Source organism: Marinobacterium sp. MBR-109, from assembly GCF_040547565.1.
Classification (GTDB): Bacteria; Pseudomonadota; Gammaproteobacteria; order Pseudomonadales; family Balneatricaceae; genus Marinobacterium.
The window spans coordinates 31,910-46,855 of the sequence record NZ_JBEPPZ010000009.1 but is presented as its reverse complement, the minus strand read 5'-3'; the positions used below and the strand labels follow the sequence as shown (position 1 = coordinate 46,855).

The 14,946-nt window shown below is 57.5% G+C and carries 11 protein-coding genes; 4 read left to right on the top strand and 7 right to left on the bottom strand.

What is annotated here, in order from left to right:
- Positions 1-30 precede the first annotated feature (30 nt).
- Positions 31-3,192: an efflux RND transporter permease subunit gene (locus tag ABIE60_RS12315; RefSeq protein ID WP_354469725.1), complete on the bottom strand. Its 3,162-nt coding sequence runs from the start codon at positions 3,190-3,192 to the stop codon at positions 31-33.
- Positions 3,189-4,367 carry an efflux RND transporter periplasmic adaptor subunit gene (locus tag ABIE60_RS12310; protein WP_354469723.1) on the bottom strand — a complete coding sequence of 393 codons (1,179 nt, stop codon included), beginning with the start codon at positions 4,365-4,367 and terminating at the stop codon, positions 3,189-3,191. Before ABIE60_RS12310 ends, ABIE60_RS12315 begins: the two co-directional genes overlap by 4 nt.
- Before the next feature lie 229 nt (positions 4,368-4,596).
- Here ABIE60_RS12310 and msrB point away from each other — a divergent pair, with 229 nt between their 5' ends.
- Positions 4,597-5,742 (top strand): peptide-methionine (R)-S-oxide reductase MsrB, encoded by a 1,146-nt coding sequence (gene msrB / locus ABIE60_RS12305; protein ID WP_354469721.1) that lies wholly within the window; start codon positions 4,597-4,599, stop codon positions 5,740-5,742.
- 31 nt (positions 5,743-5,773) lie between these two features.
- Here the strand turns inward: msrB and ABIE60_RS12300 are convergent, their stop codons facing one another.
- Positions 5,774-6,496: a TrmH family RNA methyltransferase gene (locus ABIE60_RS12300; protein WP_354469719.1), complete on the bottom strand. Its 723-nt coding sequence runs from the start codon at positions 6,494-6,496 to the stop codon at positions 5,774-5,776.
- Positions 6,493-8,121, bottom strand: a complete 1,629-nt coding sequence (locus ABIE60_RS12295) for an NAD(P)/FAD-dependent oxidoreductase (RefSeq protein WP_354469717.1) — start codon at positions 8,119-8,121, stop codon at positions 6,493-6,495. Before ABIE60_RS12295 ends, ABIE60_RS12300 begins: the two co-directional genes overlap by 4 nt.
- 158 nt (positions 8,122-8,279) lie before the next feature.
- Between ABIE60_RS12295 and rlmE the strand changes: the two genes are divergently transcribed.
- The 3 genes from rlmE (at position 8,280) to ABIE60_RS12280 (ending at position 11,923) form a co-directional block, all read left to right on the top strand.
- The gene (gene rlmE, locus ABIE60_RS12290; RefSeq protein WP_354469715.1) at positions 8,280-8,900 is read left to right on the top strand and encodes a 23S rRNA (uridine(2552)-2'-O)-methyltransferase RlmE; all 621 of its coding nucleotides are present in this window, start codon (positions 8,280-8,282) and stop codon (positions 8,898-8,900) included.
- Positions 8,901-9,090: 190 nt separating this feature from the next.
- A complete protein-coding gene (locus ABIE60_RS12285) occupies positions 9,091-10,425 on the top strand; it encodes a GGDEF domain-containing protein (protein WP_354469713.1) in 1,335 nt (444 codons plus the stop codon).
- On the top strand, positions 10,409-11,923 hold the full coding sequence (locus tag ABIE60_RS12280; protein WP_354469711.1) for an ABC transporter substrate-binding protein: 1,515 nt from the start codon (positions 10,409-10,411) through the stop codon (positions 11,921-11,923). Before ABIE60_RS12285 ends, ABIE60_RS12280 begins: the two co-directional genes overlap by 17 nt.
- On the opposite strand, the gene ABIE60_RS12275 is transcribed toward ABIE60_RS12280, so the two are convergent.
- The 3 genes from ABIE60_RS12275 to trmA all read right to left on the bottom strand — a co-directional run bounded on the left by ABIE60_RS12275 (position 11,911) and on the right by trmA (position 14,843).
- On the bottom strand, positions 11,911-13,152 hold the full coding sequence (locus ABIE60_RS12275) for an OmpP1/FadL family transporter (protein ID WP_354469709.1): 1,242 nt from the start codon (positions 13,150-13,152) through the stop codon (positions 11,911-11,913). The two genes, ABIE60_RS12280 and ABIE60_RS12275, sit on opposite strands and share 13 nt — an antisense overlap.
- Before the next feature lie 122 nt (positions 13,153-13,274).
- Positions 13,275-13,718: a DMT family transporter gene (locus tag ABIE60_RS12270; RefSeq protein WP_354469707.1), complete on the bottom strand. Its 444-nt coding sequence runs from the start codon at positions 13,716-13,718 to the stop codon at positions 13,275-13,277.
- A 39-nt stretch (positions 13,719-13,757) separates the two neighbouring features.
- Positions 13,758-14,843: a tRNA (uridine(54)-C5)-methyltransferase TrmA gene (gene trmA, locus ABIE60_RS12265; RefSeq protein ID WP_354469705.1), complete on the bottom strand. Its 1,086-nt coding sequence runs from the start codon at positions 14,841-14,843 to the stop codon at positions 13,758-13,760.
- Between the last annotated feature and the right edge of the window lie 103 nt (positions 14,844-14,946).

Below are 14,946 nucleotides of genomic sequence, written 5' to 3'. Positions count from 1 at the left end.
GAGAGCGCCTTTTTCGTTTTGGCCAGAGGTTCAGTGGGCCGTATCAGACTGCGCCACACCCCGTTTGCGACTGATCCAGTCGGATACATGCGCAATCATGGCGTAGAAACTCGGCACGAAGCAGCTGGAGATGATCGCCACGGACGCCATACCGACTGAGACCGCTGTGCCGATATGATGGCTGCTCACATCACTGGCACCACTTGCCAGTGCCAGCGGCAGGGTGCCGAGAATAAAGGCAAAAGAGGTCATCACGATTGGGCGGAAACGCAATTCGGCTGCCGTGACAGCCGCTTCATGGATCGACTTGCCCAGCTCCCTGCGCTGCAGTTCGGCAAACTCCACGATCAGGATCGCGTTCTTGGCGGCAAGCCCCACCACCACCAACAGGCCGATCTCGACATAGACTGACACCTCCAGCCCGCGCAGCACAATCCCGCCGATGGCACCAAAGAAGGCGAACGGGGTAGCGGTCATGACCGCCAACGGCAGTGACCAGCTTTCGTACTGGGCAGCGAGTATCAGGAACATCATGATGATGCCGAAAATAATCGCCATGGACGCCGTGTTGCCCAGGGTTGTTTCCTGATAGGCCGTACCGGTCCAGCCCATGCCCCAGTTGTCACCCAGCTCCTGCTGTACAATCTCGTTCATGGCCGCAATGGCCTGAGCCGAGCTATACCCCGGTGCCGGTCCGCCCTGGAACTGGGCACCCAGATAGACGCCGAAACGGGATACCACCGCCGGACCAACCTGACGCTCCAGCGTCACAAACTCGGACAGCGGAATCCGTTCACCATTGCCGGCACGCACGAAGATGTTATTGATATCTTCGGGTTCGTCACGGTACTCGTCCTCATTCTGCAGATACACCTGGAAGTTGCGGTTTTGATAGCTGAAATAGTTGACGAAACCGTTACCCAGCGTATTCGACAGGGTTGAGTTCAGATCGGTCAACGGCACACCGTAGCTCAGGGCTTTCTGCTGATCGATGTTGGCGCGGAACGAGGGCACATTCACGTTGAAGGTGGTGAACACCCGCTGCAGTGCAGGGTTCTGAGCGGCCGCCTGCATCACTTTCACCGATGCCATGTACAGCTCTTCTGAGCTGGCACCGCCAAAGGACTGCAGATAGCCGGTAAAACCGCCCGTCGTTGAGAGCCCCATAATCGGCGGCATATTGAAGGCGATGGCACTGCCGCCATCAATCTGCGCACCCAGCTGCATCACCTGACCGACCAACTGGTCGACTGTCAACTCACGCTCTTCCCAGGGCACCAGGCTGATGAACATGATACCCCGCGCGGTATTAACCGCACTGGAGAGGATGTCATAGCCCGCAATCGACACGACATGATTAACGCCGGGGATCTGCTCGATCGCCTCACTCAGCTTGCCCATGTACTTGCTGGTTCGATCCAGTGAAGCGGCATCCGGCAGCTGAACACTGACCAGCGCAATCCCCTGATCTGTTTCCGGTACCAACGAAGTGGGCGTGGTGCTGAACATCCACCAGGAACCGGCACTGAACGCAGCGGTCAGCGCCAGTGCAAGCACCCAGCGCTGCACCAGCAGTTTAACGATCCAGACATAGACGGTTGTAACGACCGCAAACACGCGATCAAACAGGCGCAACGGCGCATGCAGTACGTGCAACACCCCCGAACCTTCAAAGCGCGGCTTGTGTTTGATGAAAATGGCCGACAGTGCCGGTGTAAAGGTCAGCGCCATCAGGGCCGAGAAGCCCACCGAGATCGCAACCGTCAGCGCAAACTGCTGGTAGATCTGGCCGGTAAAGCCGCCCAGGAACGCCACCGGCACAAACACCGCCGCCATGATAAGCGAGGTCGCAATAACCGGGCCGCCTACCTCTTTCATCGCTCGGATGGTGGCATCACGCACGCTGATGTCATCATCTTCACTCAGCACACGCTCAACGTTTTCAACCACCAGAATGGCGTCGTCCACGACGATACCGATTGACAGTACCAGCGCAAACAGCGTCAGCAGGTTGATCGAGAAACCGAACAGATAGAAACCGGCAAAGGTCGCGATAACCGATACCGGTACCACCGACATGGCGATCACGGTAAAGCGCCAGTTCTGCAGGAATACAAACAGAATCACGCCAACGATCAGGAACGCCTCGATAAAGGTCGTCACCACGGTTTCAACGGATGAGCTGATAAACAGCGTGGTGTCGTAGGGTACGACGTAATTCAGACCCGGCGGAAAGCGTGCGGCCAGCTCTTCCATCTTGGCCTTGACCGCCAGTGATGTCTCCAGCGCGTTGGCGCCCGGCTGCTGGTTGATGATAATGGGCGTCATGCCTGCGCCATCAAGGCGGGCATCAATACCGTAGAAGGACGCACCCAGCTCGATGCGTGCCACATCTTTCAACAATAGCGCCGAACCGTCAGCATTGGTGCGCAGGAAAATATTGCGGAAATCATCCGCACTGGACAGGCGTCCACCCGCCGTCACCGTATAGGTGTAGGCACGCGGATTCGCATTGGGTGTTGCCGCCAGACTGCCTGCCGGCACTTCGGTATTCTGCGACCGAATCGCGGCTGCCACCTCGGTGGGTGTCAGGTCATATTGCGCCAGCTTGTCCGGGTCCATCCAGATGCGCATGGCGAACTTGCCACCACCGAGCACATCCGCTTCACCCACCCCCGGTATCTGGCGAAGCTCATCCAGCACATTGAGGGTGGCGTAGTTCTGCATGTAGATGTTGTCGTAGTCACCCTGGGGCGAAATCATCGCCACCACCATCAGGATGGAGCTTGAGCGCAGTTTGACCGTTACCCCCTGCGCCTGCACCTGCTCGGGCAGTTGTGACAGTGCACCCTGCACACGGTTGTTGACGTTGATAGTGTTGGTATCGCCGTCGGTGCCGATATCAAACGCCACGTTCAGGCTCATGATGCCATTGTCGGCGCTGGTCGAGGTCATGTAGAGCATGTTCTCGACCCCGTTGATCGCCTCGGCCAGAGGGGCCGCCACAGTCTGGGCCACGGTCTCGGCATTGGCACCAGGGAAACGCGCCTGCACCGAAACGGTGGGCGGTACCACGCTGGGGTACTGCTCAATCGGCAGCACCCGCATGCTGACCACCCCGACCAGCGTCAGGATAATCGCCAGCACCGTGGCAAAAATCGGCCGACCGATAAAGAAGTTGGAGAAATTCATTCGGCACTCGCCTCCTCTGCCGCGTCATCGTCAGCGGCTGCAGGCTGAATCGGAGTACCCGGTTTGATGCCGGAAGGATCACCGGATACAACCTGCCCCCCCTCCTCAAGCCCTTCAAGAATGATCTGCCATTCACCGGCAATCTCACCCAGCTGAACCGCCTGAGCACGGGCCTTGCCCTCTTCATCAACCACAAATACCTGAGGCCCCATCAGCCCCTGAGTGACCGCAATTTCAGGCACGGCAATCACGTTAAAGCGCTTCAGTCCTTCAATGCTGACGCGTACAAACTGCCCTGGCAGCACCTGTGCTTCAGGGTTTTCAAAGCGGGCAGAGGCCTGCACCGTACTGGTTCGTTCATCTACTCGAGACCCCAGAAAGTCCATCTGCCCCTGCAGGGTCAGGGACTGGGCACCGTTGTTGCCGGCCAGCTGAAGCGAGGCACTAATCTTTCGAATGTCAGTCTCGCCGCCAGCCAGCTGCTTGCGCAGCTCAAAAGCATCCCGTTGAGGCAGCTGGAAGCGTACTTCAAGCGGGTCCAGCGGGGTGATGGTCACCAGCTCCGAACCGGCATTGACCAGATTGCCCAGATTGATCTGGCTGAGTCCAACCATGCCGGCAACCGGCGCCTTCACCTGCGTGTAATTCAGATCAATGCGTGCACTGGCCAGTGCCGCCTCTGCCTGTGCCACTCGGGCCTGAGCAACGCTCAATTCAGCCTGGGCCTGATCAACCTGCTGGCGGCTGACCGAGTTGCGGCTGAGCAACTGCTGATAACGCTCTGCATCACGGCGGGCGCGGTCCAGCTCTGCCTGGGCACTTTTCAGGTCGGCAGACCGTTCGTTGACGCGAGCCTGATACAGCTCCGGCTCGATGGTATAGAGCAGGTCACCCTGCTCAACCCAGTCGCCCTGCTCGAACTGACGTGTTTCCAGTACCCCGGTCACCCGCGCCACCAGCGTGACTTCGTCATCGCTGCGCAGCAGTGAAGAGTATGATTTTTGTAGCGGAATATCCTGTCGCTTGACGGTTAACACCTCGGTCGTCACCGGCGGCAGCGCCTGCCCACCGGGGGCTGCCGCACCCTGGGGCGAATCGTCGCTGCCACAGGCGACCAGCAGCGACGCTGCCAGTGCCAGCAGAACTGCACGGCCGGTATGAAAAGCTGTTTTCATGACGTTTATCCCGTTTCCAAAAGCAGAGTGAAGAGATCGGGCATTTTACATTCATCCATGTATGGATGTAAATCAGACTATGCTGACTGAACACTTTCACCACAGACCACGTACAGGCTTGGTTCAATCAAACCTTTTAGCCGAACAGTGATCTCTGTTGTCCGCTGCAGCATGAAACTCTTTTAACCAGTTGCAGGTCCTAAGCAGTAGAACATAACGGGAGATACTCATGATTATCCGAACCGGATACCTTGCTGGCGGCATGCTTGCGCTGGCGTTGTCTGTATTTGCATCGACACGGCTGACCGCAGCTGACGCCCCAGCCACACCCGACCTGTCGCAGTATCAAGTCGCTACCTTTGCCGGTGGCTGTTTCTGGTGCGTCGAGCAGGGCTTTGAAAAAATCCCCGGTGTTATTGAAGCCATCTCAGGCTACAGCGGCGGCACCGAGCCAAACCCAACCTACGAACAAGTGTCTTCCGGCAAAACCGGTCACACCGAAGCTGTACAGGTCTACTATGATCCGGCCATCATCACCTACAAGGGGCTGGTCGAAGGCTTCTGGCGCTTCATGGACCCCACCGACGCCAAGGGCCAGTTTGTCGACCGTGGACAACAATATCGTCCTGCCATTTTCTACCATGATGATCAACAGCGACAGGTTGCTGAATCCTCTCGTGATGCACTGATCGCATCCGGGCGATATGACAAGCCGGTGGTGATCGAGATCACCTCATTCGGTACGTTCTACGAAGCGGAAGGCTACCATCAGGACTATTACAAAAAGAACCCGGTGCGGTATCGTTTTTATACCCACAACTCGGGGCGTTACCAGTTTATCGAACAGGTCTGGGGGGATGATCAAACACTCGACTTCAGTCAGTTTCGTCCCGCTGAAACCCAGTCCGACAGTGAAGGCATGGGGCTACCCGGAAAGGGCTATCAGCGCCCGTCGGATGAGGTTCTGCGTCAGCGCCTGACACCGGAACAGTTCAAGGTAACACGCGAGGATGGCACTGAACGCGCCTTTGAAAATGAATACTGGGATGAAAAACGTCCCGGCATTTACGTCGATGTCATTTCCGGCGAGCCACTGTTTTCCTCCCGAGACAAGTACAAATCCGGCACTGGCTGGCCCAGCTTCACCCGTCCCATTGCAGAGGGTGTGGTAACCGAGCATGAGGACCGATCATGGTTCATGACCCGCACGGAGATTCGCAGCCAGCTGGCGGATTCACACCTGGGACATGTGTTCAATGATGGCCCAGAACCCACCGGACTGCGCTATTGCATGAATTCGGCAGCCATGCGCTTCATCCCGCTTGAGGAGATGGAAGCCCAGGGTTACGGCGACTGGATCGACGCGATTCGCTGAGGCCCGTGACAGGCGCTGCGGTCAGCCCGCCTCAGCGCCTGCGTTCGTACACGCTCAGACTGACAGCCGTTGCCAGATTGAGCGATTCGATCTGGCCAGCACCGGCTATGGTGAACGGGCGTGCCGACAGGCTATCGAGCTGTTCACGCGGCACACCGCGTGCCTCGTTGCCAAACAGATAACAGTCACAGTCACTGAATGCGGGCGCACTGAGCGGCTCACCCTGCATATCGAGACAACCGATCCGACTGTAACGACCCGCCAGGCTCTCCAGCGGCACATCCAGCTCCAGTGGCACATGGAAAATAGCTCCCATGCTGGCGCGAATCACCTTGGGGTTGAACGGGTCAACGCTGTTGGGACTGAGCAGGCAGCGAAAGCCACCAAACCAGGCCAGAGTACGCAGAATCGTGCCCAGATTACCCGGGTCCTGCACTTCGTGCAGATAGATGGCGATATCCGTTTGATCCGCTTCCGGCTGGATCGCCGCAATGGGCACCACCGCCAGAATTCCCTGTGGCGACTTGGTGGCGCTGAGGGCGCGCATCTGCCGACTGCTGATTTCATGCGTCACCAGCGTCGTTGGCCAATCTCGATACTCTTCGGTCAGATACAGTTCAGCCGTCTGTAACTCAGGACGCGTTTTCAGTGCCTGCTGCAGTTCCAGCACCAGATGCTCACCTTCGACCAGACAGGTACCCAGTTCGCTACGGTATTTTTTCTGCTGCAGCTTCTTGATATCGTCCAGTTTCATGCCGTTTCGGTTTCCCGCTGTTTCAGGATATCCAGCGCCACCGCTTCAGCCACCTTGATACCATCGATCCCGGCCGACAGAATGCCACCGGCATATCCGGCCCCTTCACCGGCAGGATACAGGCCACGCACATTCAGACTCTGCAGGGTTTCAGTGTCGCGGGTGATGCGAATCGGCGATGAGGTGCGCGACTCGATCCCGGTCAGCACCGCATCTTCACGGTCAAAGCCACGGATCTTGCGACCAAAGGCCGGCAACGCCTCACGGATCGCCTCAATCACATAGTCCGGCAGTGCCTCGGCCAGGTCACACAGCTTTACCCCCGGCTGGTAGGAAGGCTCAACCTCACCCAGTTTTTCGGATGGCTGCCCCCGCAGGAAGTCGCCCACCAGCTGTGCCGGGGCACGGTAGTCACAACCGCCAAGCTGATAGGCGATCGACTCCAGTTTTTCCTGCAGTTCGATCCCGGCCAGCGGGCCACCGGGGAAATCCTGCTCCGGGTTGATGCCCACCACAATGCCCGCATTGGCATTACGCTCCTTGCGCGAGTACTGACTCATGCCGTTGGTCACCACACGCCCCTCTTCCGAGGTTGCTGCCACTACCTGACCACCGGGGCACATGCAGAAACTGTAAACGGCACGGCCGTTTTTGGCATGGTGGATCAGCTTGTAATCAGCCGCACCCAGCTCCTCATGGCCGGCATACTTGCCCAAGCGCGCCCGGTCAATCATCGACTGCGGATGCTCAATACGGAAACCGACGGCAAAGGGCTTGGGCTCGATATGGACCTGACGCTGATGCAACATGCGGAAGGTATCACGGGCACTGTGACCCAGCGCCAGTACCACATGACGGCTGAACAATTGGGTGCCATCGGCCAGCGTAACACCTCTGACTTCACCGTTTTCCAGCAGCAGATCGGTGACTTTCGACTCGAACCGAATCTCCCCCCCCATCTCAATAATGCTCTGGCGCATCCTCGATACCACCGTTGTCAGACGGAAGGTGCCGATATGCGGCTTGTTCACATACAGGATATTGTCCGGCGCGCCGTGATCCACAAATTCCTGCATCACCTTGCGGCCATAGAATTTGGGGTCCTTGACCTGGGAATAAAGCTTGCCGTCGGAAAACAGCCCGGCCCCACCCTCACCAAACTGTACGTTGGATTCGGTGCTCAACCTGTTTTGACGCCAGAGCGCCCAGGTGTCCTGGGTGCGCTTGCGTACATCACGCCCCCGCTCAAGCACAATGGGCTTGAACCCCATCTGTGCCAAAAGCGTGGCTGCAAACAGGCCACAGGGGCCAAAACCGATCACCAGCGGCCGCTCATCCAGATCGTCAGGCGCCACGGCAACCGGGTGATAATCCGTATCAGGCGCGAGGGCCACATGCTGATCATCGGCAAAACGGGTCAGTACAGCGGCCTCATCTTTCACCTCCAGATGAATGATGTAGACGAAGGTGATCTCGGTGTTCTTCTTGCGTGCATCATAGCTGCGCTTGAAGACAGTGAAACCGAACAGTTCGTTATCCGACAGTTTCAGCCGTTTCAGAATGGCTTCACGCAGGGCGGTTTCGGGGTGGTCGAGTGGAAGAGAGAGTTCGCTGAGACGGATCATGGCAAGGGTTCCGGCCGGTATATCCGGCAAAGGGACAATAAACGGCAAATTATAGCGGCCAACCGGGTTAAAGTCAGTCTGATACGCCCGATAACATGGCACCAACAGGCTTCGGGACGTACAATCGGGTTTTAATTTTCAGATGGTTTGCAACCCGTATGGCCCGTTCCAAAAGCAGTGCACGCTGGCTCGATGAGCACGTCAACGACCCCTTCGTCAAACAGGCACAGAAAGACGGCTACCGCTCTCGTGCCAGTTACAAATTGCTGGCGATCAACGAAAAGGACAAGTTGATCCGCCCCGGCATGCTGGTGATCGATCTGGGCTCGGCGCCCGGTGGCTGGTCTCAGGTGGCATCCAAATTGGTGGGCGCCAGTGGCAAGGTGATCGCATCCGACATTTTGCCAATGGACAGCCTGCCCGATGTGGAGTTTATTCAGGGCGACTTCACCGAAGACAGCGTGTTCGAACAGATTCTGCAGGCAATCGGCGATGACCCGGTCGATGTGGTGATCTCGGACATGGCACCTAACCTGAGCGGCATTGCCACGGCAGACCAGGCGGCTTCCATCTACCTGATCGAGCTGGCGCTGGACATGGCACAGCAGGTACTCAAACCCAAGGGCTGCTTTATCGCCAAGGCGTTTCAGGGTGAGGGCTATGAAGCCTTCGTGAAGGAGGTCCGCAACCACTTTGACAATGTGGTCATCCGCAAACCGGAAGCGTCACGCTCACGTTCGCGCGAAGTTTATGTGGTGGGCAAAGGCTTCCGGGGCTGAAAACAGGCAAACATTACCAAAAGCATTGAAGTTACCGGTTTTGTCAGCTAAACCTGTATCCAAACAATAAAAAGCGTATCCATATGCATACACAAGACAGCGACTGTCTTCCAAAGCACCTCGGCCAGCGGCCGACAGCAGAATGATCCACCGACGGATCGGTCTTGGCCTCACCGCCAGGACGCTGGGCATGACCCTGCTGATCCTTGCCCTGATTATCGGCGTCACGGCCATCATGAGCCGGGCTTTCGAGCGCCTGCACGATCAGGTCGACACGCTCACCAGCACCGAAATGGAAAACCTGATGACATCGGTGCGCCTGGTACAGCAGGCGGAATCACTGATCAATCTCGGGCTTGGCCTGTCTGTCGCCAACAGTCACGCCGAGCGACGCCAGGCGCTGATAAACCTGACCGACCGAACGCTCTGGGTAAACCAGCTGACCGCCCGACTTGCCCAGCAGGGCGGCAATCCCGACCTGATCAATCAGGTGCGTGTGACACAGGCACAACTGCGAGACAACATTACCGAACTGAACGAACTGGTCAGCCTGCGCATCGATGCCGGGCAGCAGGCTGGACTTGAGCGTCAAATCAACTCCCTGTCACACAACAATCGCGAGCTGGCGGGACAGCTGGCTGTACTGATGGGTTACTTCTCAGCCACCATGCGTCAGCAAATGGTGGCTCAAAGCGAACAGCTCGCAACCGATATCCATGTACAGCAGCGCAACCTGATCGCACTTGCCCTGTTGCTGCTGGTATTTGCTCTGCTCGCCGGGGTCTATTTCGAGGTTGTGGTGGTAAGACGCATCCTGCAGATGCAGCGGAACGTGAGCGCACCGGTAGTTGATGTAAACGCCTTCGATACTCGCGGTGGTGATGAAATTTCCAGCCTGGCCAAAACCGTACGCAGTTACGTCCAGCGCATTCAGTATCAGGAAGCACGCATGCGCGAAGCCCACCAGGAATTGACCTTTCTGGCCGAACACGATGCCTTGACCGGGCTGGCCAACCGTCGTCACTTCCAGGCAGCCGCCCGACGTCTGTTACGCCAGAGCCGCCAGCCTTTGTGTGTTGCCATTGGTGATATCGACCACTTCAAACAGGTCAATGACCGTTTCGGCCATGCCGCCGGGGATCAGGTTCTGGTCGAAGTGTCCCGCCAGCTGTCCGAAGGGCTGAGGGAAAGCGACATCCTGGCCCGTTTCGGTGGCGAAGAGTTTGCCATCATTCTGCCGGCAGGTTCTCTGGAGGCCGGCCATCAGGTACTCGACAAGCTGCGCAGCCAGATTGCGACCAAGCCGTTCTCATCCAGTCATAAACACGAGATTCACCTGAGCATGAGTTTTGGCCTCGTACTGATTGATGCAACACCCCTGCTGAGCGAGACGGACGAGCAGCAGATCGAAAGTCTGCTGGATGCCGCACTGCGCGCGGCTGACAAGGCACTCTATGCTGCCAAGCGACAGGGCCGCAACCAGGTCGCAGTAGCTCCGGAGACCGTCTATGCACAGGCTGTTTGATCTGTTTCAGCGCACCGGCTCTGGAATCAATCGCTGGCTGATGCTGTCCCTGCTGCTGTTGTGCAGCCTGCCGCTGCAGGCCAGTGAGCACATTCGCCTCGGTATTCAACTGGAACCCCCCACGCTCGACCCTACCATTACAGCCGCCGCCTCGGCTGGCGAGATCACCTGGTGCAATGTCTTTGAAGGCCTGACACTGGTCGATGGCGATGGCATGCTCAAGCCGCGACTGGCGCGCGAATGGCACCTGTCAGAGGATGGTCTGACCTACACCTTCGCGCTGCACAAGGGCGTGACTTTCCATGACGGCAGCCGCTTCGATGCACATGCGGCCGCGTTCTCGCTCAATCGCCTGCTGGATGAAAACAGCGGCAATCCCCAGCGCATGTGGTTTGAGCAGGTCGACAGTGTCACCGCTCAGGGGGATGAACAACTGACCATCACCCTCAAACAGCCCGATGCCATGTTGCCCTTCGCGCTGTCACTGCCCGCGGCGGTCATGGTTCACCCGGATACCGCTGACAGCAACAGCCAGCACCCGATCGGCACCGGCCCCTACCGGTTCGACCGCTGGGAAAAAGGACACTCCGTCACCCTGAAGCGAAACATCGATTACTGGGGCAAGCCACCTTACCTGCATCAGGCACAGTTTCTGTTCATGCAGACCACGGTAGGTACCGAGAACATTCTGGCCGAAGGGCTGGTCGATGGACTGCTGAGTGTCACGCGTGTCGGCAACCGCTTCATGATTCGGCCCGATTACCGCATGAGCGCACGCAAGCTGCAAAGCAAGATGATTCTGGCAATCAACAATGCACGCCCGCCCTTCAATGATCTGCGTGTACGCCGCGCCCTGTCCCACGCCATTGATCGCAACCGCGTCAGCAAACTGTATGGCCCCCAGTTTGAGCCAGAGCTGATCGGCAGCCACTTCCCGCCTTCACACCCCGCCTATGTGGACCTGGTTGATCGCTATCCCTTCGACCCGATGCTGGCGCGCCAATTGCTGGACTCGGCCAATGTGACCGAAGGCAAAACAATTACGCTGACAATCCCCCCGACCGACTATGGTCGTTATGGTGGACTGATGGTGGCGGACGATCTTGAGGCGGTGGGTTTCAGAGTCGAGCTGGAGCAGGTGGACTGGACTACATGGATGGAGCGGGTATTCCGTCAGAAGGACTATGAACTGACGCTCATCATGCACGTGGAGCCGATGGACCTGAACATCTATGCCCGCGATGACTACTACTTCAATTATGAGAACACCGCGTTCAAAACGATCTGGAATCAGGTATTGAACGCTCGCACCGAGAAGGAGCTGAACCGACTGCTGGGCGAAGCCCAGCGTCGCATTACGGAAGATGCCGTTAATGTATTTCTGTTCATGCGCCCGGAGCAAAACCTGATGCACCGGGATCTGGAGGGGATGTGGGAACAAAGCCCCATCCCCTCCTTCGTGCTGGAAGATATCCGCTGGGTCAATCAGAAGCGGTAGGACCAGGCCAGCCCCAGAATATCCTGACCCATGCTCAGATCCGCTTCGCCGCCACCGAACGCAGCAAGAGAGCCGTTGCCTTTGACGGTCTCATCCAGTGCCCGTGTATAGGCCAGGGTCAGCTCCTGCTGCGGGTCTGGGCGCCAGCTTGCGCCCAGACTGATATGCTCCTGCACCACACCCGGCGCCAGAATATTGAAGAAGGTTTCACTGCCCGGTACCGGCTGATCCGCGTAGCTGTAACCGGCCCTCAACATCAGCCGGTTCGACCAGTCATAGCTGACGCCCAGCTTGTAGACGTTGATATCCTGCCAGCCAAAACCCGAGCCGTTATCCTGCCCCAGCTGAGTAATCGGAATCAGCGGGTTGCCCACCGAAGCCACATCACTGTAGTTGATGCGCTGCCAATCCCCGGCCAGAGTCCACTGCGGATTCAGCTGCCAGGCAAAACCGAGACCATAGGTTTCCGGCACATCAAAGCCGCCCTGTTCGGCAAACAGACCACGGTAATCATTGAAGCTGTCAGTCTTGATTTTGGATGACCAGCTGGCGGCCAGTGTCAGAGTGTCGGTCACCTGCCCCTGCCAGCCGAGCTTAACACCGAAACCATCTGAGCTGTCGTGGCCATTGTCGCTCAAGGCAGCAGGATTTGAAGACATGCTTTCGAAGGCTGGACCATTAACGCCTCGGGCTTCAAACATCTGATACACATAGGTCAGACCGACACCCACACTGTGCCGCTCAGTCAGTCGATAGCCCACGGATGAGGTGACAAACAGCTGGGACAGATCCACCCCTGCATCGCCTGTTGCACCGGCGCCTGCATAGGGGTTGTTGGCATAGGAGGTATTCATGCCACCATTGGCATACATGGCCACACCGTAGGCCAGGCGCTCCGAGTGCTGACGGCTGAAGCCCAGTTCCGGTATCCAGAAGCTTTTATCACCGTTGCCGTCATACTGACCATTGAATGCCGGGTTGCCACTGATACGAGCATCGCGTTCCGGCTTGAACCAGGTCACGCCCAGATCCAGCTGATCCCCCAGTGCCGTCAATGCTGCCGGGTTGCTGGCGGCCGAGATGCTGTCGTGTGCCATTGCATAGCTGACACCGGCCATCCCCTGGGCCTTGATGCTGTTACCGTGGGTGAAGTAACCATTGGTTGCTTCGGCAGCCAGCGGCAGGGTTGCCAGCGCAATGGCCGCGGCGAGGGGATGCAGTTTGTTCACGACGCTCTCCGTTAAAACAGTATCTAATTAAGAACGTCATCATATTATTAAAAGTTATATAAGAAAAATAACTTTGATGATTAAGATATATATAAAATGGTTATAAGCGAACGCCTGCCCGTTCAATAGAACCGAATCAGCACCACACCCACCAGCAAAAACACCACGCCCAGCATCCGTCCCAGCGTTATATCGAGTTGGGGGAAGGTCGCCCAGCCCAGATGATCGAGAATCACCGATGTGATCAGCTGACCGGCTACAAACAGCGCGATCATGGTGGCTGCACCGATACGCGGTGCCAGAAAGACACCGGTCGTGACAAACAGCGCGCCCATGAAGCCACCAGTCCAGGCCCACCAGGGCGCCTGTTTAAGATCAGACAGCAAGGGCCAGTCAAAGCGCATGCCCACGACGACCGCAAACAGCACCAGCGTGCCGATCAGAAACGAGATGAAAGACGCCCAGATCGCCCCCTGACTGTGCAGCGCCAGGGTGCTGTTCACACCCGCCTGCAGCGGCATCATCATGCCGGCCACAAAGGCCAGCGACAGCCAGAAAAACAGCATGGAGCCTCCTTTCATCATCAGGTTCTCGACATCAGGTCATCAGCGGCGGGTCAGGTAGACACCGCATTCCAGATGGTCGGTATAAGGGAACTGGTCGAAGATGGCGAACCGTTCCAGCTTGTGGGTCTGGCTGATCTGCTTCAGATTCTCGTGCAGCGTCTCTGGGTTGCAGGATATATACAGGATATGCGGATATTCGCAGATCTGCTCTACCGTATGTTCATCCAGACCGGCACGCGGCGGGTCCACCAGCACGGTGGTAAATTCGCACTCGTCCAGCGCCAGCCCCTGTACCCTGCGGCTGGTTTTTTCGCCCTTGAGGATCAGTGACAGGTCTTCAGACGGCATGCGCAGCACATCAATATTGTCGATGCCGTTTTCCTTGATGTTCCATTCGGCTGAACGTACCGACACCTTGGAAATTTCGGTGGCTACCACTCGGCGGAAGTTCTGCGCCAGCGGCAGGGTAAAGTTGCCGTTGCCGCAGTAGAATTCCACCAGATCACCGCCAGCGTGGGCACTGGCATCGATCGCCCATTCGATCATCTTCTCGCACACATGGCCGTTGGGCTGGGTAAAGCCGTTTTCGGTCTGCTGATAACGGTAGGCACGGCCGTTGATGTTCAGGGTTTCGACCACGAAGTCGTTGTCCAGCACGATCTTCTGCTTGCGTGAGCGTCCGATAATGCCGATGTTGAACTGTTCACGCAGCGGCTTGACCCGCTCGACCCACTCGTCATCCAGCTTGCGATGGTAGATCAGGCTCACCAGCAGTTCACCGGACAGGGTGCTGAGAAAATCCACCTGAAACATTTTGAAACGCAGTACCGGGTCGAGGCGAATCACCTCGATCAGCTCAAACATCATGTCATGGATGCGCTCAGCTACCATCGGGCAGCTGTCCAAACGCACCGGCGTACGCTTGTCGCCATCAAACATCACATAATAGAGGTCATCGCCCTCATGCCAGGTGCGAAACTCGGCGCGCAGGCGGTAGTGTTGCGGCTGCGACGTAAAGACTTCGATTGGCGGCAGATCAAAATCGGCAAACTGGGCTTCGATGCGGGCCTGCTTCTGTGCCAGCAGGGCGTCGTACTGTTCAGGCTCCACGCGGGGAAGGGCCATCGGCTAACCTCTGTGTTCTGTTGCTCGGGACGGGCGGCGGATTTTAGCACAGCCACCCCCAGCCTTCATTCAGAGATCAATCCAGCGTAGAATGCAGGGCTTC